Raw genomic sequence first — 25,711 nt, forward strand, 5'->3', positions numbered from 1 at the left:
GTCGCCGCGTCGTTCATTCAACCACTCACTGATCAAGACCACGCATGGAAATCCGCACCTCCGTCATCGACCGACTTGCCCGCATCGCGCTGGGTGGCCGCTTCGACTTCTCTTCGCATCGCGCATTCCGTGAAACCACCGAGCGCATGATGGCGGGCGACGCCATCGACACGCTGGAAATCGACCTCTCTGCGGTGACCTATCTCGACAGCTCGGCCCTGGGCATGCTGCTGATGCTGCGCGACAAGGCACGCGCCGCCCATTGCGTGGTGCGGCTCGTGAACTGCAGTGCGCCGGTACGCCAGGTCATCGAGGTCGCCAATTTCCAGAAGCTGTTCACCATCACCTGAGGCTGGCCGGACCTTAGCCGAGGCCTTGCCACGCCAAGCGTCTCAAGTTCGGACGCTTCAGGTCGTAACTCTCTTCACCACGGACAGGCACACGATGCCCAGGGTCCGACCATGCCGCGCGGGCGATGGGGCTTGCGCGACGCGGAAAGACCCTTACCGGACAGGAGAGGAACGATGACAACAAGCAAGCGCGCAGCGACGCGCAGCATTTTGCCCTGGCTGGGCCTTTTTTCCGCACTGCTGATCACCCACCTCGGCCTTTACGCGTACAGCGCATCGGCCTTCACCCTGAGCGGCGCACTGATTGCCGCGGCCCTGGCCGCGACGGGGGCTTTCATTGCACGCACAACGGCCGTCCTGATGTTCGAGCGTCCGCTCGAAACCATGGTCGCCGGTCTCGAACAAGCCCGCATGTCGGGCGATCTCACCTATCGTCTCGACGCGCGTGGCGGCGGTGCGCTGCCGCGACTGGCAGAGAGCTACAACCGCCTGGTCACCGAGTTCAGCGCGGCGATGGCCAAGATGCTGTTCACCTCGCAGCGCCTGCAGGACACCTGCAGCGGCCTCGGCAAGGGGGCGGAGCGCGTCGCTGGCTCGGCCGAGCAGCAATGCGCTGCCTCGCAGGCCGCCAGCGGCGACGTCGGCAACATGAAGATGAGCATGGAGACGGCGACCGAAGCGGCCGCCGGCACCGTGGACGATGCCACCCGATCGCGCGAGCTGTCGCAGAAGGGCGCGCAGGTGGTCAGTCGCGTCGCCGAGGAGATGGCGCGCGTTGCCGGCAGCGTGTCCGAAAGCGCGCGCCAGATCGAACATCTGGGCAAGCGCTCGGAGGAGATCGGCTCGGTCGTGCAGGTGATCCGCGAGATCGCCGACCAGACCAATCTGCTGGCGCTGAACGCGGCCATCGAGGCGGCACGTGCCGGCGAACAGGGCCGCGGCTTCGCGGTCGTGGCCGACGAGGTGCGCAAGCTGGCCGAGCGGACGGCGGCGTCCACCGGTCAGATCCATTCGATGATTTCCGCCGTGCAGCGCGAAACCGCCGACGCCGCTTCGGTCATCCGCGCCAGCGCGGTCGAGGCGCGCACCGGCGCCGACCTGACCAGCGAGGCGGTGGCCACGCTGGAAAGCATCCGCGAATGTGCCGACGCGACGCTGGAGCGCGTGGGCGGTACGGTCGAAGCCATGCGTCAGAACCGGGCGCTGGGCGAACAGGTCGAGCAGCACGTGCAGCGCATTTTCGCGATGGCGGAATCGAATCGCGAGGTGTCCAGTTCGACCGCCGCCGAGGCGTCGCGGCTGGACGTGCTGTCGAGCAATCTGGCCGAGCTGTCGCAGGTGTTCCGTCTCGGCAGCTACGGCGAACAGGCTGTGGCTGCGCATGCCCGCATGCCGGACATCGTGGCCGATGCGGCGCAGCGGATCGGTGCCTGCCTGGAGGCGGCGGTCAAGCGCGGCGAAATCAGGATGGAAGACCTGTTCGACGAGAACTACCAGCCCATCGCCGGTACCAAGCCGACCAAGTACAGCACCAAGTTCGACGCGCTGACGGACCGACTCTTCCCGGCGATCCAGGAACCGCTGCTCGATCGGCACGCCGGCCTGATCTACGCCGGTGCGGTCGACCGCAAGGGCTATTTCCCGACGCACAACAAGCGCTTCTCGCAGCCGCTGACCGGCGACGAGAAGAAGGACATCGCCGGCAACCGCACCAAGCGCATCTTCGACGACCCGGTCGGACGTCGCTGCGGTGCGCACAGCCAGCCTTTCCTGATCCAGACCTATCGCCGCGACACCGGCGAGGTGGTGCACGACATTTCGGCACCGATCTTCGTCGGCGGTCGGCAATGGGGCGGCTTCCGCATCGGCTACGCGGCCTGAACCGCCGCCTGCACGCGGTAAGGACGACGGGGCGCCTGCGGGCGCCCCGTTGCATTTGATTCACGTCAAATGAATGCTGCATTGCAGAAAGTCTCCTCAACCCGGGTATCACGCTGCCGTAACTGACTCAGGCGGGTCGTGAAGGGGTGTCGACCCCGGGGAGCCCGCCTCGACACCGTATCCGGCCAATGCACGCAGTGCCGCGCGCCCCGGCCGACCGAGGAGAAACCATGAACGCCCTGCTTTTCCCCGCCCGCGCCCTGATGTCGCGCCTGCGGTTCGCTCCGAAGATGATGCTCGTGATGGGTATCCTGCTGGCCATGCTGGCGGCACTTGCCACCACCGTCGCCATGTCCCGTCTGGACAGTCTGCGCATGATGGAACGCGAGCACATCGGCGCCGAGTATCTGCGTGCGTTGCTGGTCACGATGACCGCCGTGCAGCAGCACCGCGGACTGTCGTCGGCAATGCTCAATGGCGACGCCTCGCAGGCACCCAAGGTTGACGCCAAGGCGGCCGAGGTCGCACGCGGCCTCGACACGCTGAAGGCGCTGAATGCCGCCCATCCGGAACTGCTCGTGCAGCAGGCGCAGATCGAACGCCTGTCCGGGGAGTGGACGGCGGTGCGGCAGCAAATGAGCGGCTCGACCGGCGCGGCCAACTTTGCCCGCCACTCGACGATGATCGACACGCTGCTGAACGACTTCCGCTCGGTGTCCGATCAGTCGGGCATGAGCTTCGATCCCTATCCCGATACCTTCACGCTGGTCGAGGCCGCGGTGAACGTCGCGCCCTTCACCGTCGAGAATCTGGCACGGCTGCGCGGCCGTGCCGCGTCGATCAGTGCGCGCGGCACGGTGACGCCCGACGAGGCGATCGAACTGGGCGCGCTGCTGCAGCTGGCCGCCCGCCGCGTCGCTGCGATGGATCGGGTGAATGAACGCGTACGCAGCTTCGCGCCCGAACACGCGCCGCGCGTTGCTGCCGAGATCGACAAGCTGCGTGCCGCCTTTGCTTCGACCGCCGAAATGCTGAATGCGTCGCTGAAGGCGCAGCGCTTCGATCTGCCGCCGGCCGAGGTGTTTGCCCGCGCTTCGGTGCCGGTCGAGGCGTCGGTCGGCACCATGACCGTACTGCTCGACACCGCCGACCTCGGCATCAAGGCGCATTCGGAGCGACTGATGGTCGATCTGACGCTGACCTGCGTGCTGCTCGCCGCCGGCCTGCTGCTGTCGGTCTATCTGGCGCTCGGCCTGTACGCGTCGCTGAAGGATGCGATCGGCCACACGATAGACGGTGGCCGTCGTCTGGCCGAAGGCGATCTGACGGCGCGCATCCGGGTCGCCAGCCAGGACGAGTTCGGCGACATCGCCAACAGTTTCAACAGCATGGCCGACAGCCTGTCCGGTCTGATCGCCCGCGTGAAGTCGTCGGCCGGTGAGGTCAGCCAGGTCACGATGGCGCTGGCCAGCGCAACCCAGCAGATCAGCGAGGCCTCGGCCGGCCAGAGCCAGTCGGCGTCGGCCATGGCGGCCACGATCGAGGAACTGTCGGTGTCGATCAACAGCGTGTCCGACAGTGCGGCGGAAATGCGCCGCCACGCCGAATCGAGCCGCGAAGAAGCGGCCCAGGGCCACCATGCGATCGATGCGGTGAGCCACGAACTGGATGCGGTCGGCCACGTGGTGGGCGAGATTTCGCAGGCGGCCGGCGCCTTCATCGAAAGCACCCGTGCCATCGGCGATATGACCCGCCAGGTCAAGGACATCGCCGAACAGACCAATCTGCTGGCGTTGAACGCGGCCATCGAGGCGGCGCGGGCCGGCGAGCAGGGCCGCGGCTTCGCGGTCGTGGCCGACGAGGTGCGCAAGCTGGCCGAGAAGTCGGCGGTGTCGGCACAGCAGATCGAAGAAGTGACGCGCGCGCTCGATGCCCGCGCCGGCGGCGTCGAGAGCGTGGTGCGCCGTGGCGTGCAGGCGATCGACAATTCACGCAACCAGCTGTCGCAGGTCGTCGGCGCGCTCGGTCGTGCGGCCGACGCGGCGGCCTCGACTTCGCAGGGCATTTCCGGCATCGCCGAATCGGTCAGCGAACAGACCATCGCCAGCCACGACGTGGCGCGCTCGGTCGAGCAGATCGCGCAGATGAGCGAAGAGAACAGCTCGGCCATCACCGCCATGGCCAGCGAGGCGCAGCACCTGCGCGCACTGGCGATGGGGCTGGAAGAGGCGGGCGCACGCTTCCGCGTCTGAGTGCATCGCAACATCGCGAAAAGCCCGTGCCGGCTTGCCGGTACGGGCTTTTCTGCTTTCCGAGGTGCGTGCCCGGCAGGTACCGTGAAATTTCCTTACTTCGAGCAGGGATATAACTTAAGTCTTACACCCTGAGGGCGTTATTCCCTTGCGATCGCAGCTCTGCGCCGACCGTGTCCGGTGAGCCCGGGCAACTTCATACGTCCAGCATGCTGGAGACGACAGGGGAGAAAAGAACATGTTCGGGAACAAAGGCAGGCAACTTGAAGCGCGTCTCGGTGAATGTGAAATACGGGCGGCTGCGGCGAAAGCACTGATCGATGCCATCGACCGCTCGATGGCCATCATCGAGTTCGAACCGGACGGCAAGGTGATCGGAGCGAACGCCAACTTCGCCCGTGTGATGGGCTATGCAGCGACCGAGCTTCCGGGCATGCACCACCGGAGCTTCTGTCAGCCCTCTTATGCCTCGTCGAAGTCCTATTCCGACATGTGGGCCCGCCTGGCGCGAGGTGATTTCGTGTCCGGCCGCTTTCCGCGGGTCGCCCGCGACGGTCGTGAAATCTGGCTGGAAGCCAGCTACAACCCCGTGCTGGGCGCCGACGGCCGGGTGGTGAAGGTGGTCAAGGTGGCCAGCGACATCACCGACAAGGTGCGGGCCGAGAGCGAAGCCACCGCCTTGCTCAACGCGATCAATCGTTCGATGGCCGTCATTTCCTTCACCCCCGACGGCACCATCCTCGACGCCAATGCCAACTTCCTCAAGACCGTCGGGTACACCAAGGAGGAGATTGTCGGCCGCCACCACCGCATTTTCTGCGCGGCAGAGCTGACGGAATCACCCGAGTACGCGGCCTTCTGGCAGCGTCTGAACGCCGGCGAGTTCGTCGCAGGCGACTTCAGGCGCGTCACGCGTGATGGTCGTGAAGTATGGCTGGAGGCCAGCTACAACCCGGTGTTCGATCCGAACGGCAAGCTTTACAAGGTGGTGAAATTCGCTGTCGACGTTACCGAAAAGAAGGTGCAGCAACTGGCGGAGCAGGAGAGCGCGCGCGTTGCCTGGCGTGTGTCCACCGAAACCGATGCCATCGCGACCGAGGGCGCGGCCATCATCGAGCGGGCATCCTCGGAAATGCAGGCCATTGCGGAAACTGTGCAGCTCACTTCGGAGCGGGTGGGGGAACTGGGCAAGCAATCGGACCAGATCACCAGCATCGTCAAGACCATCCGCGAGATCGCCGACCAGACCAATCTGCTGGCGCTCAACGCCGCCATCGAAGCGGCTCGCGCCGGCGAGCAGGGCCGCGGCTTTGCCGTGGTCGCTGACGAGGTGCGCAAGCTGGCCGAGCGGACCAGCCTGTCCACGGCCGAAATTGGCGGCATGGTGCAGCGCATACAGGATGGCACGCGCAGCGCCATCGTGAGCATGGAATCCAGCCTGGTGAAAGCCGGCAGCGGCGTCGAACTGGCCGGTAGCGCCGGACAGGCGATCAAACGCATCAGCAACGGTGCGCGTGAGGTCGTACAGGCGGTCAGCAAGTTCTCGTCGGTCGTCGATGGGTGAGGCAGGGCTGCGCGCCGACTGGGATTGACCGTCGGCGTGCCCGTCACCGCATCGTCACCTTGCGTTCAAGACTTTCCGACCCCTGCCGTAAACCCAGCATCACCCCCGCTTTTTTCGTGCCACTGACCAGACAGACGAGGCCGACATGTCAGAGTTGCTCAAGAATATCGATGCCCGCACCAAGCTCGCGGGCACCAACAAGCTCGAAATCCTGATGTTCTCGCTCGGCGTCGATACGCGAACGGGCAAGCGCGAAACCTTCGGCATCAATGTGTTCAAGGTGCGCGAGGTCATGCGTACGCCGGGGGTGACCGCGGCGCCTGAAATGCCGCCGGCCGTCGAAGGCATGGTGAGCCTGCGTGGCGCGCTGGTGCCGGTGGTCGATCTGGCCAAGTTCGCCCAGTTCCCCAGCGAAACGCCGCGCGACGTGATGATCGTGACCGAGTACAACGGTCACACCCAGGGCTTCCTGGTCGAGTCGGTCGATACCATCCTGCGCCTGGACTGGTCGCAGATGCGCGTGCCGCCGGCCATGCTGACCGCCAATCTCGGTGGCCTCGTGACCGCCGTCACCGAACTGGCCGACGGCCGTCTGGTGATGATGCTGGACGTCGAGAAGATCCTGTCGGAAACCGCGGACATCGACAACGACCTGGCGTTCAAGGACATCGAGCCGCTGGGCATCGAAGGCGCCACCGTTTTCTTCTGCGACGATTCGCCGGTCGCCCGCAACCAGATCACCCGCACGCTTGACCTGATGGGCGTGCGCTACGTCAGCGCGATCAACGGCGCGCAGATGTGGACCGAACTGAAGAAGATCGCCTCCTACGCCGATGCCAGCGGCCGCAAGGTCGGCGATCTGGTGAGCATGATCCTGACCGACGTCGAGATGCCGGAAATGGACGGCTACATCCTGACCAAGCACATCAAGGCCGATCCGCGCTTCGCCGGCATCCCGGTGGTGATGCATTCCTCGCTGTCCTCCGGTTCCAACCAGCAGCTGGGCCGCTCGGTCGGCGTCGACGAATACGTATCGAAGTTCGAGGCGCAGCGTCTGGCGGAAACGATCAGCCGCCTGATCCGCCGCGGCAACGGTGGCGACCGTGCCGCCGCCTGAACGAGACTGGAGACAGACGATGGACAGAACCGATCAGAACCTGCTCGAACAAGTCGATGCCCGCACCAAGCTGGCGGGGTCGAACAAGATGGAAATCCTGCTGTTCTCGCTCGGCACGCACGAGCTGTTCGGCATCAACGTGTTCAAGGTGCGTGAAGTCAGCCGTACCCCGACCGTAACGCCGACCCCCAATATGCCGGGCGGCGTCGAAGGCCTCATTTCGCTGCGTGGCAACGTGATTCCGGTGCTGTCGCTGGCGCGCATCATGAATCTGGACGGTGCGCCCGAAGGCATGGGCGGCGCCATGATGGTGACCGAGTACAGCAAGCGCACGCTGGGCTTCCTGGTGCACGAGGTCGATCGCATCATCCGCGTCGACTGGGACCGCGTACGCGCGCCTGAGTCCGTGGTGACCAGCGAACAGCTCTACATCACCGCCATCACCGAACTGGACGACGGCCGCCTGGTGTCCATCCTGGACGTCGAAAGCATCATGGCCGGCACCTTCGGAGAGGCCGCCATCACCGACATACCGCCGCTGGGCGGCAACTACGAGCCGAACGTGTTCTTCGTCGATGACTCGGCGGTTGCCCGCAAGAAGATCGCCGAAGTGCTGGACCGGCTGAGCATCAAACACAAGCACGCCACCAACGGCGCCGAGGCCTGGTCCCGGCTGCAGGGCATGGCGGCGCATTCGTCGGCCACCGGCGCTCCGCTGACCGACGAGATCGACCTCATCCTGGTCGACGCCGAAATGCCTGAGATGGACGGCTATGTGCTGACCCGCAATATCAAGAATGACCCTCGTTTTGCCGACATACCGGTAGTCATGCACTCGTCGCTGTCGTCGGAAGCCAACCGTGCGATGGGCAAGAGCGTCGGGGTGGACGCATACGTGGCGAAGTTCGATGCCGAAGTACTGGCCGACACGCTGCGTCCGCTGCTGGCAACACATAAAGCCTGAGAGAGGTAGGCCCCATGTCTGATCCCAAGATGAAATTTCTCGTTGTCGATGACTTCTCGACCATGCGCCGCATCGTGCGCAACCTGCTGAAGGAACTCGGGTTCACGAATGTCGACGAGGCCGAGGACGGCGTGATTGCGCTGCAGAAACTCAAGGCCAGCGAATTCGACTTCGTGGTGACCGACTGGAACATGCCGAACATGACCGGCATCGAGCTGCTGCGCGCCATCCGTGCCGATGCCGCGCTGAAAGCCCTGCCGGTGCTGATGATCACGGCCGAAGCGAAGAAGGAAAACATCATCGAGGCTGCCCAGGCCGGTGCGTCGGGCTACATCGTGAAGCCCTTCACCGCCGGCACGCTGAGCGAAAAGCTGAACAAGATTTTCGAGAAGATGAACCAGAAGGCCGCTTGAGCCTGCATCGGGAGAGGAAACCGTGAAGAAGCTGAAGCTTGACGAAACTGGCGATTCCGACGATCTGCAGGCCCTGTTCGACAGCATTGCCAGCGAGACGCCGCAGAAGGTGCGTCTCGAAGTTGTACCCGAGGCGGTAAACAGCGTCGGCGGCGATTCCGCCGACCTGGAGGCGCTGTTCGACACCGTAGCGACCGAATACACCACGTCGCACGCCGTCGACGAGTCGCATGAACTCGAACACAGCTGCGAAAACGTGTTCAACAAGGTCGGACATCTCGCCCGCCAGCTGCACGACACGCTGCGCCAGCTCGGCTACGACCATGCGCTGGAGGATGTGGCGCAGCAGATGCCGGATGCCCGCAGCCGCCTGAACTACGTCGCCCAGATGACCGAGAACGCGGCGAGTCGCGTGCTCAACGCGACCGACGTGGCGATCCCGCTGCAGGACGACGTCGAGAAGCGCTCCAGTGCGCTGCACGACCGCTGGGAAAAGCTCTACCGCAACGAACTGTCGGTCGATGAGTTCAAGGCGCTGGCGACCGAAACGCGAGGCTTCCTCGGCGACGTGCCGGGCTTCGCCCGCGACACGCGTGCGCAGTTGAACGAAATCATGATGGCGCAGGATTTTCAGGATCTGACCGGTCAGGTCATCAAGAAAATCGTAGAAATGTCGCAACAGCTGGAGAGCGGCCTGCTGCAGGTGCTGATCGAAGCCATGCCGGCGGAGAAGCGCGCCGCAGCGCCGGAAGGGTTGCTCAACGGACCGGTCATCAATTCGGAAGGCCGCAGCGACGTGGTGACCAGCCAGGAACAGGTCGACGACCTGCTCGAAAGCCTCGGCTTCTGAGACTGGCGAAGGATGGACGCACAACAAGGTCGGTGAGGCAGAACGCCGTTTCTGCCGGACCGTGACAACAGGTGCAGTTGGGCGGACGGATCGATGATCCGGTCGCCACAGGAGCGAAAGATGAGTGACTTTCAGGGAATGGAAGATCTGCTGCAGGACTTTCTGGTCGAGGCAACCGACCTGCTGTCCGGCGTGGACAACAAGCTGGTCGATCTCGAAAAGACCCCGGGCGACCGCGGCCTGCTGAACGAGATCTTCCGCGGTTTCCACACCATCAAGGGCGGTGCCGGCTTCCTGAACGCCGCCGAACTGGTCGCCCTCTGTCACCTGACCGAGAATCTTTTCGACAAGCTGCGCAACGGCGAAATGAACGTGACGCCGGTGCTGATGGACGTCATTCTCGACGCCACCGGCATCGTGCGCGACATGTTCGGCGCGCTGGAGCGCGGCATGCAGCCCACCGCTGCCGATCCCGACCTGATGGCCCGCCTGCGCGCCGCGCTCGCCGGCGAACTGACTGCCGAGCCTGCCAAGGCTGCCGCACCGGCTGCCCCGGTGGCGAAGCCGGTCGCGACTGCCGCGCCGGCCCCGGTGGGCGCCGAACCCGACTGGGTGGCGCTGCATCAGGCCGTGACCGGCGTCGTGCCGTCTGCCCCGCAGGCGGTGCCCGAGCCGGCTGCAGCCCGTTCTGCCAACGACGGTGAAGTGGCTGCCGTGGTCAACGCCGCTTTCGGTCGCCGCGCTGGCGACCGTCCGGGCGCACCCGCCCCGAGCGGCCGTCGCGACGCCGAGAAGGGGCGCGACAATTCGATCCGCGTCGATACCTCGCGTCTGGACCAGGTGCTGAACCTGTCGGGCGAGATCGGCCTGACCAAGAACCGCCTGACCTCGCTGCGCGCGGACATCCTGGCCGGCAAGAGCGACAGCGACACGCTGCACGCACTCGATGCCGCGGTGAGCCAGCTCGACCTGCTGGTGTCGGACCTGCAGAACGCGGTGATGAAGACCCGCATGCAGCCGATCGGCCGCCTGTTCCAGAAGTACCCGCGTATCGCCCGCGACCTCGCCCGCAACCTGGGCAAGGACGTCGAGCTGGCGCTGGTCGGCGAAGAGACCGAAATCGACAAGACGATGATCGAGGATCTGTCCGATCCCATCATCCACCTGATCCGCAACGCGGTCGATCACGGCGTCGAGACGCCGGATGAGCGCATGGCCCAAGGCAAGCCGGGCAAGTCGGTCGTGCGCCTCGAAGCGCGCCAGGAGGGCGATCACATCGTCATCATGGTGGCCGACGACGGCCGCGGCATGAATGCCGAGCGTCTGCGTGCCAAGGCGCTTGAGAAGGGTCTCATCACCGATGAGGAAGCGAACACGCTGGACGAGCGTTCGAGCCTGAACCTCGTCTTCCTGCCCGGCTTCTCGACCGCCGCCACCGTGTCCGACGTGTCCGGCCGCGGTGTCGGCATGGACGTCGTGAAGACCAACATCCAGAAGCTGAACGGTTCGATCGAAATCCGCTCGGTGCAGGGCAAGGGAACGACCTTCGTCATCTCGCTGCCGCTGACGCTGGCCATCCTGCCGGTGCTGCTGGTGCGTCTGGCCGAACAGCACTTCGCGGTGCCGCTGTCGATGGTGCGCGAAATCCTGCCGATCCAGCACGAAGACATCCAGGAAGTCGGCGGTCGCGCCACCATGGTGGTGCGCGGCGAAGTGATGCCGGTGCTGCCGCTGGCCCGCCTGCTTGGCTGGCCGCAGAAGAATCACCCGCAGTACGGCGTATTGATGCAGTCTGCCGAGTCGTCCTTCATCCTGGCGATCGACAACTTCGCCGGCCGCGAGGACGCGGTGATCAAGAGTCTGGACGACTTCCGTCCGAAGGGCGTGGCAGGTGTGACCACGCTGTCGAACGGCCAGATCGTGCTGATCCTCGACATGAAGGAGCTGCTGGGCTCGATGGGCGATACGCGCGGTGTGTCGCGTTCCAGCCTGATCGGTCACGTCGCCCGCGCCGCCTGACGACCACTGTTTCAACGCTGTTTCAAGGAGCCCGCCCGGGCCTGGTCCGGGCGGGCTCTTTTCCTTTTCCAGCCTGGGTTTCAGGGCTGTCTGCCTCGCAATCTCTCTGCCCCTAAAGACTTCAGTTCGAGGGTCGATAAGAAAGCATACCCGGCACTTCGCCGATCGCTACCGAGGGAGTCAAACCATGGCCGAAGCTACCCTGATCCAGCCGATTTCGTCGCCGTTCCCCGCCGCCGCGATGCTGCCTGCGGCCAGCATCCAGGCCCATCACGCGGAAATCATGCGCTTGATGGATGCGATCGAAACGCTCGGCAACGAGGCGATGGTGACCGCGATGAATCTCGCCGGCGAGGCCGCCGAAGCCGACGCACGAGGCCTCTTCATGCGCGCGCAGGAAGTGCGCGCCTGGGTGCAGACCACGCTCGACATGGTCAATACCGACGCGCTGTGCCCGGACCTGTCGGGTCAGCTCGCCTATCAGGGCGTCGAGCAGGCGGCACGCCTGGTTGCGGCGCGTGAAACGCTGCCGCGCTGATATCGATCACTGTCTGTTCCAATCGCCGAAGCACGATTGATGCAGGCGAGGACACCGAGTGTCGAAAAATCCTGAGCAGGACTTCGATTTTGACGTCTGGAAGGAACTGGCTCATTCAGATCCCCAGACTTATTTCGCGGAGCGACGGCGCGTGATCGAACAATTCATCAATACCTGCCCGCCGGACAAGCAGGCGGTTCTGCGCGACCTGCAGGTGCGCATCGATGCCAGCCGGGCGATGGCGGGCTCACCCAATCAGTCGGTGCGCGAGCTGTCGCGCATGATGGAGGACTACCTGCTTGCGCTGTCCGAGCGCCTGATGGCGCTGCACCGAGAAACGTCGGCACTGCAGACCTCGCTGCGTCAGGGATTGCGCGGCTCGACCTGAGTCGGCCCCCTGCCGGCGGGTCTTCCAGCGGGCCCGGCGCGTACTGCAGGGCTGGCGACACAGGCTCCGGGCTGCCGCTTCGCGCCGCCCACTCCACACACATTCCTGTCACGACTGACCCGACCGCGGTCGCAGATGGGGTGATCTTCGGCCGCTGTTCCGCCGATTGCCGCTGGTCCCTCCGGCGCATCATCCTGCGCATTGGCGAACCGGGTCTGCGCACGTGGCAGAAGAAAGCGATCTCGAAAAGACAGAACCAGCGTCACAGCGACGACTGGAAAAGGCGCGCGAAGAAGGGCAGGTGCCCAACTCCCGCGAACTGGCTACCTTTCTCGTCACCATCACCGGTGTCGCCGGCATGTCTGCGCTCGCCGGCTGGATGTGGCCGCGCAGCGCCAATCTGCTGCGCGACGGCCTGACCATAGACCGGCGCGCGATCTTCGATCCGGCGGCGATGTTCGCGCTGCTGATCGAGCGCTCCACCGATGCCCTGCTGATGCTGGCGCCGCTGTTCATCGCGCTGATGCTGGCCGCCTTCATATCGCCCTTCCTGATGGCTGGCTGGAACTTTGCACCGAAGGCACTTGAACCGAAATTCTCGAAACTGAATCCGGCTGCCGGTCTGAAGCGCATGTTCTCGTCCACGGCGGCGGTCGAGCTGGGCAAGAGCATCGGCAAGGCGACATTGGTGGGTAGCGTCGCCGCCTGGGTGGTCATGCGCGACCACGAGAAGCTGTTCGCACTGTTCGGTGCGCCGGTCGACGTCGCGCTCAGCGCCACCGGCGACCTCATCATGACGGCCACCCTGCTGCTGGTCGCCGGCATGGCGCTCATCGTCGCCATCGACGTGCCCTTCCAGCTCTGGCACTACCACTCCGAACTGAAGATGACCAAGGAGGAGGCGCGCCAGGAATTCAAGGAGCAGGAAGGCGATCCTCACGTCAAGGGGCGCATTCGCCAGCAACAGCGCGAAATGGCGCGCAGCCGGATGATGGCCAATGTGCCGAAGGCCGACGTGGTGGTGACCAACCCGACCCACTACTCGGTTGCGCTGCGCTACGACGCGGCACGCGGCGGTGCGCCGCGCGTGGTCGCCAAGGGGGCGGGCGAGATGGCGCTGCGCATCCGTACCGTCGCCAGCGAGCACGGCGTGCCGCTGGTCGAGGCACCGCCGCTGGCGCGCGCGCTGCACAAGCACTGCGAACTTGAGCAGGAAGTGCCGGCGCGGCTTTTCCGCGCGGTGGCCGAGGTGCTGGCCTACGTGTACCAGCTCAACGACGCCTTTGCCCGCGGCGGCGACATTCCGAAGATGCCCGGCGACCTGCCGGTGCCGGAAGACATGGACCCGGGCAGCGACTGACCTGCAGTACAGGGGCTCTGCCCGACCGTATGTCGAATAGATGAATTCTCGCCTCAAGCGCTGTGTGCAGCAGCCGTTAAGTCATTGAGTTTCATGCACACAATCAGCTCCTGAGGGACTCTCCATGAAGAACCTGAGAATCTCCACCCGTCTTGCGCTCGGCTTCGGTCTGATCGCACTGATCTTCATTGCGGTGGCCGTTTTCATTGAAATCCAGTCGGTGCGCATGAGTGCCAGCGCGCACGAAATCCGCGCGCTGACCCAGCCCAAGGTCGATGCGATCGCCGATCTGAACGACGCGGTACAGCGGGTGCGCGTCTATTCGCGCAGCGCCATCATCGAAACCGAAGACGCCGCGATCCAGAAGGTGCGTGTCGAGCTGGAGGGCTACGTCGGCAAGGCCGACGAGGCGGTCAAGCGCCTCGGCGCACTGGTCGCCTTGCCTGGCAGCGAGGAGGCTGAGCGGGCTTTGTTTGCCCAGCTCGAACAGCGCCTGCAGGCCTTCCGCGGCATTTCGCAGGAGGTGCTGGCCCTGGGACTGGTCAATCGCAACACTGAGGCGAACGAACTGCTGCATTCAACGCATGGCCCGGCGGCGATTGCCCTGAATGAGGCGTCGATGGCGCTGCGCGAGCGCGTTCGACTGCGCAACGACAGTGCCATCGCGGCGCTCGAAGACTCGGCCAATGCACTGACGCGCGCCGTGCTGATCGCCGGTGCCCTGTTCATCGTGGCTGCAATCGTCGTTTCGCTCATCATCACGCGCAGCATTTCCAGCCAGCTCGGCCATACCTTGTCCGCGGTGCGGCGGATCGCCGACGGCGACCTGACCACCGATCTGCGACCGGAGGGCGAAAGCGAGCCCGCGCAGGTATTGCGCGCGGTCCAGTCGATGCAGCAGTCGCTGCGCGGCATGGTGCGCACGATAGGCGAGGCCACCGGCAAGCTCGGTGACTCGGCCGCCCACCTGTCCGGCGCCACCCAGCAGGTGCGGCTCGCCTCGGATTCGCAGGCGGAACTGGCGGCCGCGATGGCCGCCTCGCTGGAGGAGCTGTCGACCTCGATCACCCACGTCAGCGAGCTGAGCAACGAAGCACGCGACGCCTCGCACGTGGCCGGTGAGCACGCCTCGGACGGCGCTGGCGACATCGGCCGCATGGTGGGGCAGATCCGTGAGGTGACCGAGGGTATCGAGAGCAGCGCCCAGCGCGCGCTCGAACTGGGTAGCGAAGTGGCGCACATCACCCGCATCGTCCACGTGATCCGTGACGTCGCCGACCAGACCAATCTGCTGGCGCTGAATGCGGCGATCGAGGCCGCGCGCGCCGGTGAGATGGGGCGGGGTTTTGCGGTGGTCGCCGACGAAGTGCGCAAGCTGGCCGAACAGTCGGCGCGCTCGGCCACCGAGATCACCGATATGGTGACGCGCATCCAGAGCGGCGCGACCGAGGTGTCGAGCACCATGCAGAGCACGGTTCAGCGGGTGCATGCGGGTCTGGCGACGGCCGAGCAGGGACGGGCCAAGGTGCTGGACATCGATGCGCACGCACGGCGGGTCGCCGGCACAATAGGTGAGGTGTCTGGCGGCCTGCAGGAGCAGGCCGTAGCCAGCCAGGATCTGGCGCGGCGCGTCGAGCAGATCGTGCAGGTGGTCGAGGAGAACGCCAGTGCGGCGGCGTCGGTTGCCAGCTCGGCAAGCGAGCTGGCCGGCCTCTCCGAACAGCTGCAGGGCGAGGTGAGCCGCTTCCGCACGGCGGCCTGAGCCGGGCAGCACTCGGGCGAACAGGCAAAAAAACGGGCACCACGCGGGTGCCCGAAAGGGGTCCTCAGAGAGAGGAAGGAGGAAACCTGTGTTCAGTCGGCCATGACGAGCCGGTTGCCCTGCAGTCTGACCTTGTCGCCGGTGCGCCAGACCGGTTCCGCGTCCAGCGTGACCGTGCGGTACTCGCCGTTTTCCATGCGCACACCGACTTCCCAGCGTGAGGTCGTGCGCTGCGTCTTTTCGACCTGGTGGCCGGCATAGGCGCCACCGGCAATGCCGATCAGCGTCGCGATCGTGCGCCCGCTGCCCTTGCCGACCTGGTTGCCGAGCAGACCGCCCACCACGCCGCCGGCGGCAGCACCCAGACCGCTGGGGTCGGCCGCCGCCTTCACTTCGCGTACCGATTCGACCAGACCGCAGTCGGCGCAAACCGGCGCCGGAGCGCGGTAATCCCCTTCGCTGCGCGGCAGCGTCTGCTCGTAGGCAGTGCGCGGCTGCGCCGGAATGACATCGATGCCCGAGTCGTAGGTCCGATCCGCGACCTTGATCGCACCCGCCTCTCCAGCGTCGGCGACATGCACCTTCTTCGCTGCCACAGCCTTGACGACCGGCTTCTCGCTGCGCTTCTCGGCGGGTTTGTCAGCGGTGGCGGCGACCGGCTGAGCGGGTTCGGCGGCGGCGGCGACAGCCTGGATTGCCGGAGCCGGCGTCGTACCGGTCTGTGCGGCGGCCGCGACCACCGGTGCCGGCGTGGCCGGCTCGAACAAGCCGGACATCTTGGCGATGCCGACTGCGCTGAAGGCGGTGACCGAGACAGCGGCCACCCACAGAGCGGGGTGAAGCGAACTGGCTGAAGCGGCACGGGCCGGGGCGTTCATCTGTAGTCTCCTGGGACTGGGGTGCGACAGTGCAAGTAACGCACGACGGTGTGAACGGGAACGCCCCCGGTTTGTAAGGGCGTTTTGCGCTGCGTAACAATCCAGTCGACCCAATAGCCGGGGAAAACCCCTCTTCTTTCTCCGGTTTGATGGACGTCACCTGCGATGAAATGTCGTCATGGCTACGTCCCTCTCGTTCCGTCAGGTCATCGGTTCCCCGAACATCGCCCAGATGGCCGCGCCGCTGCTCATCGTCCTCATCCTGTCGATGATGGTGCTGCCGCTGCCCACCTTCGTGCTGGACGTGTTTTTCACCTTCAACATCGCGATGTCGGTGATGGTGATGCTGGTGGCGCTCTATACGACAAAGGCGCTTGATTTCTCGGTATTTCCGTCGGTCCTGCTGGTAACCACGCTGCTGCGCCTGTCGCTCAACGTGGCCTCCACCCGCGTCGTTCTGCTCGAAGGTCATACCGGCCCGGATGCGGCCGGCAAGGTGATCGAAGCCTTCGGCCACTTCCTGGTCGGCGGCAACTACGCGGTCGGCATCATCGTTTTCATCATCCTGACCGTCATCAACTTCGTCGTCGTTACAAAAGGCGCCGGCCGGATCGCCGAAGTGGGCGCCCGCTTCACGCTGGACGCGATGCCCGGCAAGCAGATGGCGATCGACGCCGACCTGAACGCCGGCCTGATCGGTGAGGACGAAGCGCGCCGGCGGCGCAAGGAAATCGCCGACGAGGCGGATTTCTACGGTTCGATGGACGGTGCGTCCAAGTTCGTGCGTGGCGACGCGATCGCCGGCATCCTCATTCTGCTCATCAATATGGTGGGCGGCATGCTGATCGGCGTGATGGAGCACGACATGACCGCCGGCGGCGCCGCCAAGGCCTACGTGATGCTCACCATCGGCGACGGTCTGGTCGCGCAGATCCCGGCGCTGGTCATTTCGATCGCCGCCGGTCTCGTGGTGTCGCGCGTCGGCAACGACGGCGATGTGGGCGGACAGGTGATCGGTCAGCTGTTCGGCGATCCGCGCGTGCTCGGCATTTCCGCCGGCATCATGGGCCTGATGGGCATGATCCCCGGCATGCCCAATTTCGTTTTCCTGCTGATCGCCGCCGGCCTCGGATACCTCGCCTGGCGCGGAGTGCAGAAGGCGGCGTCGCCCAAGGTGAAGGAGGCGGCGGAGAAAAAGGCGGCCGAGCAGGCAGCGGCGCAGTCGATCACGCCGCCCGAACAGCAGGAAGCGGCATGGACCGATGTCGTGCCGGTCGACACGCTGGGTCTCGAAGTCGGCTACCGCCTCATTCCGCTGGTCGATCGCGGCCAGGACGGCGAGCTGCTGAAGCGCATCCGCGGCCTGCGCAAGAAGTTTGCGGCGGAGATCGGCTTCCTGACCGCGCCGGTGCACATCCGCGACAACCTCGAACTGAAGCCCAACGGCTACCGCATCACGCTCAAGGGCGTCGATGTCGGCAGCGGCGAGGCCTATCCAGGCAGCCTGATGGCGATCAATCCGGGCCGCGTCGCCGGTTCGCTGCCGGGCCGCGAAGCGCGCGATCCGGCTTTCGGCCTGCCCGCGGTGTGGATCGAACAGGGCCTGCGCGAACAGGCGCACGCGCTTGGCTACACCGTGGTCGACGCGGCCACCGTGATCGCCACCCACCTGAACCATCTCATCCTGACCCACGCCGCCGAACTGTTCGGCCGTCAGGAAGCGCAGGCGCTGCTGGAACACGTCGGTCGCGAACAACCCAAGCTGGTCGAGGATCTGGTGCCGAAGGCGCTGCCGCTGGCGGTGGTGCAGCGCGTGCTGCAGAGCCTGCTGGAGGAGGGCGTGGCGATCCGCGACATGCGCTCCATCGTCGAGACGCTGGCCGAGTACGCGCCGCGTACGCAGGACCCGCTCGAACTGACCTCGCGCGTCCGCGTGGCCCTGGGCCGCGCCATCGTGCAGCAGCTGTTCCCGGGCAATACCGACGTCCAGGTCATGGTGCTCGACCCGGGTCTGGAGCGCCTGATCGGTCAGGCGCTCGGTGGCGGCAGCGACGGTTCGGTGATCGAACCGGGCCTCGCCGACACGCTGATGAACGAAGTGGCGCGTACCGCGCAGAACCAGGAAGAAATGGGTCTGCCCGCCGTGCTGCTGGTGCCGGCGCCGCTGCGCTGGCTGCTGTCGCGCTTCCTGCGCCGGGCGGTGCCCAGCCTGAAGGTGCTCGCCAATTCCGAAGTTCCTGAAACACGCACCATCAAGGTGACCTCTGTCATCGGAGTCAAATCATGACGCCTCGCAAATATCTCGCTGCCTCCGCCCGCGACGCCCTGCGCCGCATCAAGGAAGATCTCGGCCCCGACGCCATCGTGCTGTCGAACCGACCGGTCGAGGGCGGCGTGGAAATACTCGCGCTGCCGGCGAATGCGCTGGAGGCGATGACTGCACCGACGAAGAAGCCGGCCGCAGCGCCGGCACCAGCGCCGGCGGCACCGGTGGCGCGCGCTGCTGAGCAGCCCGCCGCGCGCGCCGAAGCGCAGTCCCCATTTCAGACCTCGTCCCGGCCCTACGGCGACGAGGATTTCGAGGTGACGCTGTCGAGCAGCCTGGCTGCGCGCAAGGTCGCACCGGCGCCGGCTCCGGCGCAGGAAGTGCGGGCGCCGAAGCCCTGGCAGCCGTACAAGCCGCGTCCGGCGACGCCGAGCGAACTGCGCGATCTGGCGCGCAGCCGTCAGCAGGCGCCGGCCAACGAACATCTCGAAGCACACGCCGAAGTGCCGCAGCGTCGTGCCGCACCGGCTGTCGAGACCGCACCGCGTCACACCGCGCAAGCGTCCGAGCCGGCGCCGCAGCTCGACGCCGCACTGCGCGAGGAACTGGGCAGCATCCGCCGCATGCTCGAACAGCAGCTGGCCGGTTTCGCCTGGGGCGAAATGTCGCGCAGCTCGCCGATCAAGACCACGCTGGCGGCCGAAATGCTCGAATCCGGCTTCAGCGCCGTGACCACCTACCGGCTGCTCGACCAGCTCAGCAGTTCCGACTCGCTGGCGGCCGCGCGCAACGAACTGCGCACGCTGATCGGCCGCGACCTGATCACGCTGAATTCCGACGCCGACATCATCGATCGCGGCGGCGTCTATGCGCTGGTCGGCCCGACCGGCGTCGGCAAGACCACCACGACGGCCAAGCTTGCCGCCCGCTGCGTCGTGCGCCACGGCGCCGACAAGGTGGCGCTGCTCACCACCGACGGCTACCGGATCGGTGCCCATGAACAGCTGCGCATCTATGGCCGCATCCTCGGCGTACCGGTGCATGCGGTGCGCGACGCCTCCGACCTGCGTCGCATGCTGGTCGAGCTGCGCGACAAGCACATGGTGCTGATCGACACCGTCGGCATGAGCCAGCGCGACCGCGCCGTCGCCGAGCAGATCGCCATGCTGTCGTCGAGCGGCGACGTGCGCCGTCTGCTGCTGCTGAATTCTGTCGCCCGCGCCGACGCGCTGGACGATGTGGTGCGCGCTTACTCTTCGCCGAATGGTGGCGCAGATCTGGCCGGCGCCATCATCAGCAAGGTCGATGAATCGGTCACGCTGGGCCCGGTGCTCGATGTGCTGATGCGCCACGAACTGCCGCTGTACTACGTCGCCAACGGCCAGCGCGTGCCGGAAGATCTGCACCTGCCCAATCGCGCCTACCTGATGCACCGCGCGCTGCGTGCAGCCGGCGAGGAATCGTCGCAACACCTTTCACCGCAGGACGCCGGCCTGTTGATGGCTGCCTCGCGTCGCGACATGCGCAGCGAGGTGAGCCGTGGCTGATTTCATGCACGACCAGGCGGCTGGCCTGCGCGCCATGTTCCGCCGTTACCCGACGCAGCGCGTCGCCTTCGCTGGCGCGATGGATGGCGTCGGCAGCACCTCGATCGCACTGGCGACCGCCATCGAAGCGGCCCGCAGCGGCCTGCGCGTGACGCTGATCGACGAACACCAAGGCGCCGGCTCGGCCACCGCGCGGCTGGGTCTGACCTCGCGCATCGATCTGCTGCAGGCGATCAACCGTGACGTCGCGCTCGCCTCGGTGCGCATCGCCTCGCAACACGGCGTCGCCGTGGTGCCGGCAGCCCGTCTCGCCGCCGCGTCGAAACAGCTGAACCGCCTGCAGACCGAGGCGCTGGACGAAGCGCTGGTCGAACTGACCCGAGATACCGAACTGCTGGTGATCGACTGCGCGCTCGACGACGGTCAGCTGTCGGCGCTGGCCCGTCGTGCGGACCGGCTGGCAGTGATCACCGCCGCCTCCGGCGTCAGCATTACCGCCGCCTACGCGCTGATCAAGCGTCACCTCGCCGGCAATGCGCCGGTGACCGGCGGCGCGGCCCGTCCGGTGCATGTCGGCGTCAGCCGCGCGCGCTCGGTGGCCGACGCCCGCCAGGCCTTTGCCAGCCTGAACGGCGTGGTGAGCGAACATCTGGGCAGTGCGCTGCACTGGCTGGGCTGCCTGCCGAGCGGCTACCAGCGCCCGGTTTTCGCCACGGCGGGTGACGATGCCCTCAAGATCGGGCGCGATCTTGCCGAAAAGCTTTTCGTGACCCGCGAGACGGAGAAAGCCGGTATGTTGTCGGCCCTGGACGAAGCGCTCGCGGGTGACCGCAGCGACCGGGGAGGGCGTGCAGACGGCTTTCCGGCCCAAGTGGCCTGACTGCACAAGCGACCCGCAGCAGAGGACGAAACATGTACACCGCATCCGGAACACTGGACCGTGATCAGCTTGCCAAGCACTACGCGCCGCTGGTCAAGCGCATTGCCTACCACCTGATGGCCAAGTTGCCGGCCAGCGTGCAGGTCGAGGACATCATCCAGAACGGCATGCTGGGCCTGCTCGACGCGATGAGCCGTTACGAGGAAGGGCTGGGCGCGCAGTTCGAAACCTATGCCGTGCAGCGCATCCGCGGCGCCATGCTCGACGGCCTGCGCGAGAACGACTGGCTGCCGCGCAGCCTGCGCCGCGACATGCGGCGCATCGAAACGGCCATCCACACGCTGGAGCAGCAGAAGGGCCGCCAGCCGACCGAGGGCGAACTGGCCGAATCGCTCGGCATGCCGCTGCCCGAGTACCAGAAGATGCTGCAGGAAGCGCGCGGCTATCAGCTGGTCTATTTCGAGGACTTCACCGACGGCGACGATGATGACTACCTCGACCGCCACAGCGTCGGCACGGAAGATCTCGATCCGCTCGAACGACTGCTCGACAAGAACATGCGCGACGTGCTGGTGCGCGCCATCGGCGATCTGCCCGACCGCGAAAAGACGGTGATGGGTCTCTACTACGAAGAAGACCTGAACCTGCGCGAGATCGGGGAAATCCTCGGCGTGTCCGAATCGCGCGTCTGCCAGCTGCACAGCCAGGCGATCGCCCGGCTGCGCAGCCGCATCGCGGCGCGCGGCTGAGCGGAGTACGCGTGCGCGTCGATCGCATCAGCATCGCCGGCCTGCTGCTCGGTCTGGCGGCCATCATGCTCGGGCAGGTGCTCGAGGGTGGCAGCCTGTCGTCGCTGTTCCAGCCGGCGGCTTTCGTCATCGTGCTCGGCGGCACGCTGGGCGCGACCATGCTGCAGACCCGTTTCCCCATCTTCATGCGCGGCATGCGCATGGGGCGCTGGGCCTTCGTCGCGCCGTCCCAGGTGCCGGACGACATGATCCGCAGACTGGTCGCCTGGGCTCAGCTGTCGCGGCGCGAGGGCATCCTGGCGCTGGAAAAGCAGGTCAGCAACGAATCCGACCCGTTTTTCCGCAAGGGCGTGCAGCTGCTGGTCGATGGCGCCGATGCAACCCGCCTGCGCGAGGTGATGGAAGTCGAGATCACCACTTACGAGAACACGCTGCGCCAGGCTGCGCGGGTGTGGGATTCGGCCGCCGGCTACTCGCCGACCATAGGCATCATGGGCGCCGTGCTGGGCCTGATCCACGTAATGGAAAACCTCGGTGACCCGACCCGGCTCGGCGCCGGCATCGCCACTGCCTTCGTCGCCACCATCTACGGCGTCGGTGCGGCCAATCTGGTGTTCCTGCCTATCGGTCGCAAGCTGCAGACCCACGTGTCTCAGCTGATCGCGGTGCGCGAAATCTTCGTCGATGGCCTGGTCGGCATCGCCAACGGCGACAACCCGCGCATCATCGAGGGCAGGCTGCTCGGCTACGTTGCCCAGGTGCCGGAGTGAGCGCGCCACGCAAGCGTCGCTACGTGCCGGAGTCGGACGAGAATCACGACCGCTGGCTGGTGTCGTACGCCGATCTGGTCACCTTGCTGTTCGCTTTCTTCGTCGTCATGTACGCGATTTCCCAGGTCAGCGAGAGCAAGTACCGTGTGCTGAGTGCGTCGCTGACCAGCGCGTTTTCGGCCCGCGACGGCGTACAGCTGATCGAACTGCCTGCGGTGGCCCCGCCGCGCAGCGCGCTGCAGATCGAGCTCGACCAGGTCCGTCAGGCGCGTGCCGCAGCGAAGGAAAAGGAGAGACGCGAGCGCGCGCAGCGCACGATGACCGAGCTGACGCAGGCGCTGTCCGCGCTGACGCGGGACGGCCAAGCGACAGTCACCGACGGCGCGCTCGGCATCACGGTCGATCTCGACGCGACCTTCCTGTTCGGCCGTGGCGATGCGACGCTGGAACCCGCTGCGCGCGACATCATCGCGGCGGTGGCCGGCGTGCTGCTGTACAGCGATTTTCCGCTGGTGATCGAAGGACACACGGACAACGTGCCGGCCACCGGGCGGGGCATGTCGAACTGGTCGCTGTCGGCGCTGCGCGCGGCGGCGGTGACCCAGGTGTTCGAGGAGCAGGGCATCATTCCGGCAAGGCTGACCGCGGCAGGCCTTGCCGACCAGCGGCCGATTGCCGGCAACGAAACCGAAGAGGGGCGGGCGAAGAACCGCCGCGTGTCCATCCGCATCGAGACGTACTCGACCGACCGGGCCGCGCTCAATGGTGCGCCGGCGAACGCGCCGGTCGAGGTGCCCGAGGGCAGCCTCGGCTCGAGCTTTCCCAAGCTCTGAACGCAGGGTTGCGGCTCTGCTGGCGGATACCGGCAAAGCAGGATGTTTTTTCTGTGTGAACTCAGCCCGGGCTGGCCGTCATGATGACGTTCGCCGACAGAGACGCGCCATCGCTCAGTCAAACCACGCCGTACAGGAAGCGGTGGTGACTGCGGCGCATCGACTTCAGGCGCTGCCGAAGGAACGCCGGCTGGTGCGTGCCATCGCCTGACCGTCCGGCCCGTAGGTCGACGCCTGCTCGGCGGCCGACATCAGCACAGCCAGCGCCTGCTGGCTGGACTTCATCTGCGCGCGGATCATCAACCCGTTTGCCAGATTCGCGTCGTGCGCTTCGCGGGCCAGTTCGAGCAGGTCGGCAAAAGGCTTGCGGCAGGCGCTCCATTCCGGTCCGCTGGCGAACAGTGCGTCGATGTCGGCCTTCGCCGGCTTCACGCCGGCACGCGCAAGCAGCGCCGTGCGCGCATCGCCCAACTGCGCGAGGCGGCCGTAGACCTCCGACTTGCGTGCGGCAAGAACGGGCAGGGTATCGACGTCACCGGATTCGAGCGCGCGGCGCTCGGCATCGAGATGGCCGATGGCGGTGCGCAAGGACGCGACCTCCTCGGTCATCAGTACGGACAGTCGCGCGGAAATCTGCGCGGCCAGTTCGTTCTGGGTCATCAGGTCGCCGGGCGCGTATTCAGCATCTGACGCACGCTTTCGATCAGGCTGTCGGCCACGCGATCGGCGTTGACCTTGAAGCGACCGTCGGCAATGGCCTGCTTGATTTCATCGACGCGAGCGCTGTCGACCACCGGCACATTGGCAATGGTCGATTCGAGCTCGCGCAGACGCGAGGAGGTGCTCGAAACATCGACCTGGGCACCCGCGGAAGGCGTGGCCGAAGTCGAATTGGTCGGGGTGTTGCCCGACGAGTTGCGCGTGGTCGAAGTTGAAGTCGGACCAAGCGGCTTTCCAGTTCCGTCGATTTTCACGATGAACCCTTTCAGAAGACGTTCGATCGGTATTACGACGACGACACGACAAAACTTTAGAACTTTTTGTAGGGAGCCGTCTTACACCGATGCCTGATTCGCACTATATCAAGCACCGAGGCGGCCCGCAGTTGAACAGTTCCCATAGGGTCTGTTGCCATTGAATCGCGTGCCGCGCGCGAATCCCGATGCGTCCGGATCAAGGCGGGCCGACGCCGGCTGACTGGCCGTCAGGCCAGGAGGCCCAACGCGGAGCTGGGCGCATCGGGACTCGCGCCCTTCGGGTTTGCAGCGTGCGAGGCACGGACCGCGTTGCGCTCCTTGTCGAGACGGCCAGTCTCGACTATGTCGCACGCCTTGCCCGTGCCTCGCGCGCTGCAAACGCGGTTCGCGATTCAATGGCAACAGACCCTAATAGATCACTTCGACAAGACCGCCCGGACGTGCTACGCCGCTCACCACCTGACCGCTGCCGGTGCGGATCTGCACTGTCTGACCTGACTGCGCGGTGGCCAGCGCACGGCCATCGTGACTGACCGAGAAGCCGTTGCCGCGTGCGAACAGTTTCACGATCTGCCCCTGTTGCACGGCGACCGGTGCGCGCAGCCAGTCGGCGCGCAGCGGCTGGCCGGCACCGATGGCGACATTCACCGACTGCCCGATGGCCTGCTGCGGATCGGTGATCATGTTCGGCGGCAGTTCGGTCAGGTCGCCGCGCATGAACGCGTAATCGCCGTCGGCCACCACCTGACCACGGCCCAGTGCGCGCGCCGCGACCAGATAGTCGCCCTCGATGCGCACGCGCGACGGGATGTAAACGGTCCAGCTGGCGCCGGCGACGCAGCGTACGCCGACGCTGACGCGGCCCCAGGGCCGGGCGCCCGGCGGCAGGAAGGGCTCGTGCGCCGTGCAGGCGGCCAACGCGATCCGCGCGTCCGGCTGACCGACTTCGACCACAGCCTTGCCCGGCATGCTTGCCGCCTGCGCCGTCAGGAACTGGCTCACGGTGGCGCGCAGCGCCTCCGCTGAGGTTTGTGCATGCGCGCTGGAGCACAGGGCAAGCAGCAGCATGAGAAGAGGACGACGGAACATGGGCGGATCTCCTGGCGATGGACGCATTCGATCACGCTGATTGCAAGGTCGATGCCGGAAATAGCGGGTGAAGCACGGTTCTGTTCCGCTGCGCAGTGCCCAGAGCGAGCCGCGCGCCCTCTGCCGCTGGGAAAATCCTTTTCCGGCAAGGGTTTGAAGGAGGGTTGCTCGGTTTCGCGCGGCAAACCTTGCCGCTTCGGGGCGGCAGAAGACGAGGAAAGGCGGGGTGCGAACAGTCCTTTTTTGCCGTTTCCGGCAGCACCT

Annotated in this window: 23 protein-coding genes; 19 read left to right on the forward strand and 4 right to left on the reverse strand. The window is 65.9% G+C overall.

All coding sequences use genetic code 11. The annotated features are described in order from the left end of the window. Nucleotides 1–44: 44 nt before the first annotated feature. The 13 genes from WJU27_RS00625 to WJU27_RS00685 all read left to right on the forward strand — a co-directional run bounded on the left by WJU27_RS00625 (nt 45) and on the right by WJU27_RS00685 (nt 15,458). Nucleotides 45–350 (forward strand): STAS domain-containing protein, encoded by a 306-nt coding sequence (locus WJU27_RS00625; RefSeq protein ID WP_341420822.1) that lies wholly within the window; start codon nt 45–47, stop codon nt 348–350. 174 nt (nt 351–524) lie between these two features. Then, nucleotides 525–2,231, forward strand: a complete 1,707-nt coding sequence (locus WJU27_RS00630) for a methyl-accepting chemotaxis protein (RefSeq protein ID WP_020165473.1) — start codon at nt 525–527, stop codon at nt 2,229–2,231. Between the two features lie 230 nt (nt 2,232–2,461). Then, nucleotides 2,462–4,483, forward strand: a complete 2,022-nt coding sequence (locus tag WJU27_RS00635) for a methyl-accepting chemotaxis protein (protein WP_341420823.1) — start codon at nt 2,462–2,464, stop codon at nt 4,481–4,483. 238 nt (nt 4,484–4,721) lie between these two features. Next, entirely contained in the window at nt 4,722–6,047 is a 1,326-nt protein-coding gene (locus tag WJU27_RS00640; RefSeq protein ID WP_341420824.1) for a methyl-accepting chemotaxis protein, read from the forward strand. Nucleotides 6,048–6,192: 145 nt separating this feature from the next. Then, on the forward strand, nt 6,193–7,164 hold the full coding sequence (locus WJU27_RS00645; RefSeq protein ID WP_019917279.1) for a chemotaxis protein: 972 nt from the start codon (nt 6,193–6,195) through the stop codon (nt 7,162–7,164). Between the two features lie 19 nt (nt 7,165–7,183). Continuing rightward, entirely contained in the window at nt 7,184–8,128 is a 945-nt protein-coding gene (locus tag WJU27_RS00650; RefSeq protein ID WP_020165469.1) for a chemotaxis protein, read from the forward strand. A 14-nt stretch (nt 8,129–8,142) separates the two neighbouring features. Continuing rightward, nucleotides 8,143–8,541 carry a chemotaxis response regulator CheY gene (cheY, locus tag WJU27_RS00655; protein WP_024300868.1) on the forward strand — a complete coding sequence of 133 codons (399 nt, stop codon included), beginning with the start codon at nt 8,143–8,145 and terminating at the stop codon, nt 8,539–8,541. Between the two features lie 22 nt (nt 8,542–8,563). After that, on the forward strand, nt 8,564–9,391 hold the full coding sequence (cheZ, locus tag WJU27_RS00660; protein ID WP_020165468.1) for a protein phosphatase CheZ: 828 nt from the start codon (nt 8,564–8,566) through the stop codon (nt 9,389–9,391). A gap of 138 nt (nt 9,392–9,529) precedes the next feature. Continuing rightward, nucleotides 9,530–11,410 (forward strand): chemotaxis protein CheA, encoded by a 1,881-nt coding sequence (locus WJU27_RS00665; RefSeq protein ID WP_020165467.1) that lies wholly within the window; start codon nt 9,530–9,532, stop codon nt 11,408–11,410. Nucleotides 11,411–11,597: 187 nt separating this feature from the next. Beyond that, a complete protein-coding gene (locus WJU27_RS00670) occupies nt 11,598–11,948 on the forward strand; it encodes a hypothetical protein (protein ID WP_020165466.1) in 351 nt (116 codons plus the stop codon). Between the two features lie 58 nt (nt 11,949–12,006). Further along, a complete protein-coding gene (locus tag WJU27_RS00675) occupies nt 12,007–12,336 on the forward strand; it encodes a DUF3135 domain-containing protein (protein WP_020165465.1) in 330 nt (109 codons plus the stop codon). A 223-nt stretch (nt 12,337–12,559) separates the two neighbouring features. Further along, complete coding sequence (gene flhB / locus WJU27_RS00680; protein ID WP_341420826.1) at nt 12,560–13,696, forward strand: flagellar biosynthesis protein FlhB; 1,137 nt, start codon at nt 12,560–12,562, stop codon at nt 13,694–13,696. Between the two features lie 124 nt (nt 13,697–13,820). Then, nucleotides 13,821–15,458, forward strand: a complete 1,638-nt coding sequence (locus WJU27_RS00685; protein WP_341420827.1) for a methyl-accepting chemotaxis protein — start codon at nt 13,821–13,823, stop codon at nt 15,456–15,458. Between the two features lie 92 nt (nt 15,459–15,550). Here WJU27_RS00685 and WJU27_RS00690 read toward each other — a convergent pair whose 3' ends face one another. After that, nucleotides 15,551–16,336 carry a glycine zipper 2TM domain-containing protein gene (locus tag WJU27_RS00690; protein WP_341420828.1) on the reverse strand — a complete coding sequence of 262 codons (786 nt, stop codon included), beginning with the start codon at nt 16,334–16,336 and terminating at the stop codon, nt 15,551–15,553. 178 nt (nt 16,337–16,514) lie between these two features. Between WJU27_RS00690 and flhA the strand changes: the two genes are divergently transcribed. Genes flhA through WJU27_RS00720 form a run of 6 tightly spaced genes read left to right on the forward strand, consistent with a single transcriptional unit; the run spans nt 16,515 to nt 23,381 of the window. Next, nucleotides 16,515–18,623 (forward strand): flagellar biosynthesis protein FlhA, encoded by a 2,109-nt coding sequence (gene flhA / locus WJU27_RS00695; RefSeq protein WP_445928420.1) that lies wholly within the window; start codon nt 16,515–16,517, stop codon nt 18,621–18,623. Next, nucleotides 18,620–20,149: a flagellar biosynthesis protein FlhF gene (gene flhF / locus WJU27_RS00700; RefSeq protein ID WP_304010495.1), complete on the forward strand. Its 1,530-nt coding sequence runs from the start codon at nt 18,620–18,622 to the stop codon at nt 20,147–20,149. The genes flhA and flhF overlap by 4 nt, the downstream gene beginning before the upstream one ends. Next, nucleotides 20,142–21,029: a MinD/ParA family ATP-binding protein gene (locus WJU27_RS00705; protein ID WP_341420829.1), complete on the forward strand. Its 888-nt coding sequence runs from the start codon at nt 20,142–20,144 to the stop codon at nt 21,027–21,029. The genes flhF and WJU27_RS00705 overlap by 8 nt, the downstream gene beginning before the upstream one ends. Nucleotides 21,030–21,061: 32 nt before the next feature. Further along, nucleotides 21,062–21,778: an RNA polymerase sigma factor FliA gene (locus WJU27_RS00710; protein ID WP_019917293.1), complete on the forward strand. Its 717-nt coding sequence runs from the start codon at nt 21,062–21,064 to the stop codon at nt 21,776–21,778. A gap of 11 nt (nt 21,779–21,789) precedes the next feature. Further along, nucleotides 21,790–22,548, forward strand: coding sequence for a flagellar motor protein (locus WJU27_RS00715; RefSeq protein ID WP_020165458.1), 759 nt, complete (start codon nt 21,790–21,792; stop codon nt 22,546–22,548). Beyond that, on the forward strand, nt 22,545–23,381 hold the full coding sequence (locus WJU27_RS00720) for a flagellar motor protein MotB (RefSeq protein WP_341420830.1): 837 nt from the start codon (nt 22,545–22,547) through the stop codon (nt 23,379–23,381). The genes WJU27_RS00715 and WJU27_RS00720 overlap by 4 nt, the downstream gene beginning before the upstream one ends. A gap of 165 nt (nt 23,382–23,546) precedes the next feature. On the opposite strand, the gene WJU27_RS00725 is transcribed toward WJU27_RS00720, so the two are convergent. The 3 genes from WJU27_RS00725 to flgA all read right to left on the reverse strand — a co-directional run bounded on the left by WJU27_RS00725 (nt 23,547) and on the right by flgA (nt 25,447). Next, nucleotides 23,547–24,041, reverse strand: a complete 495-nt coding sequence (locus tag WJU27_RS00725) for a flagella synthesis protein FlgN (RefSeq protein ID WP_341420831.1) — start codon at nt 24,039–24,041, stop codon at nt 23,547–23,549. Further along, nucleotides 24,041–24,355: a flagellar biosynthesis anti-sigma factor FlgM gene (gene flgM / locus WJU27_RS00730; RefSeq protein WP_019917298.1), complete on the reverse strand. Its 315-nt coding sequence runs from the start codon at nt 24,353–24,355 to the stop codon at nt 24,041–24,043. Before flgM ends, WJU27_RS00725 begins: the two co-directional genes overlap by 1 nt. 411 nt (nt 24,356–24,766) lie before the next feature. Next, nucleotides 24,767–25,447, reverse strand: a complete 681-nt coding sequence (flgA, locus tag WJU27_RS00735) for a flagellar basal body P-ring formation chaperone FlgA (RefSeq protein ID WP_341420832.1) — start codon at nt 25,445–25,447, stop codon at nt 24,767–24,769. Nucleotides 25,448–25,711 lie beyond the last annotated feature (264 nt).

This window comes from Methyloversatilis sp. NSM2, from assembly GCF_038066675.1.
In the GTDB taxonomy this organism is placed as follows: domain Bacteria; phylum Pseudomonadota; class Gammaproteobacteria; order Burkholderiales; family Rhodocyclaceae; genus Methyloversatilis; species Methyloversatilis discipulorum_A.

Coding starts and splice junctions, on each gene's coding strand:
- WJU27_RS00710 (WP_019917293.1), top strand. CDS start 21,062: ATGTACACCGCATCCGGAACACTGGACCGTGATCAGCTTGCCAAGCAC.
- WJU27_RS00645 (WP_019917279.1), top strand. CDS start 6,193: ATGTCAGAGTTGCTCAAGAATATCGATGCCCGCACCAAGCTCGCGGGC.
- WJU27_RS00640 (WP_341420824.1), top strand. CDS start 4,722: ATGTTCGGGAACAAAGGCAGGCAACTTGAAGCGCGTCTCGGTGAATGT.
- flhF (WP_304010495.1), top strand. CDS start 18,620: ATGACGCCTCGCAAATATCTCGCTGCCTCCGCCCGCGACGCCCTGCGC.
- WJU27_RS00725 (WP_341420831.1), bottom strand. CDS start 24,041: ATGACCCAGAACGAACTGGCCGCGCAGATTTCCGCGCGACTGTCCGTA.
- WJU27_RS00665 (WP_020165467.1), top strand. CDS start 9,530: ATGGAAGATCTGCTGCAGGACTTTCTGGTCGAGGCAACCGACCTGCTG.
- WJU27_RS00650 (WP_020165469.1), top strand. CDS start 7,184: ATGGACAGAACCGATCAGAACCTGCTCGAACAAGTCGATGCCCGCACC.
- flhA (WP_445928420.1), top strand. CDS start 16,515: ATGGCTACGTCCCTCTCGTTCCGTCAGGTCATCGGTTCCCCGAACATC.
- flgA (WP_341420832.1), bottom strand. CDS start 25,447: ATGTTCCGTCGTCCTCTTCTCATGCTGCTGCTTGCCCTGTGCTCCAGC.
- WJU27_RS00685 (WP_341420827.1), top strand. CDS start 13,821: ATGAAGAACCTGAGAATCTCCACCCGTCTTGCGCTCGGCTTCGGTCTG.
- WJU27_RS00635 (WP_341420823.1), top strand. CDS start 2,462: ATGAACGCCCTGCTTTTCCCCGCCCGCGCCCTGATGTCGCGCCTGCGG.
- WJU27_RS00625 (WP_341420822.1), top strand. CDS start 45: ATGGAAATCCGCACCTCCGTCATCGACCGACTTGCCCGCATCGCGCTG.
- cheY (WP_024300868.1), top strand. CDS start 8,143: ATGTCTGATCCCAAGATGAAATTTCTCGTTGTCGATGACTTCTCGACC.
- WJU27_RS00630 (WP_020165473.1), top strand. CDS start 525: ATGACAACAAGCAAGCGCGCAGCGACGCGCAGCATTTTGCCCTGGCTG.
- WJU27_RS00690 (WP_341420828.1), bottom strand. CDS start 16,336: ATGAACGCCCCGGCCCGTGCCGCTTCAGCCAGTTCGCTTCACCCCGCT.
- WJU27_RS00670 (WP_020165466.1), top strand. CDS start 11,598: ATGGCCGAAGCTACCCTGATCCAGCCGATTTCGTCGCCGTTCCCCGCC.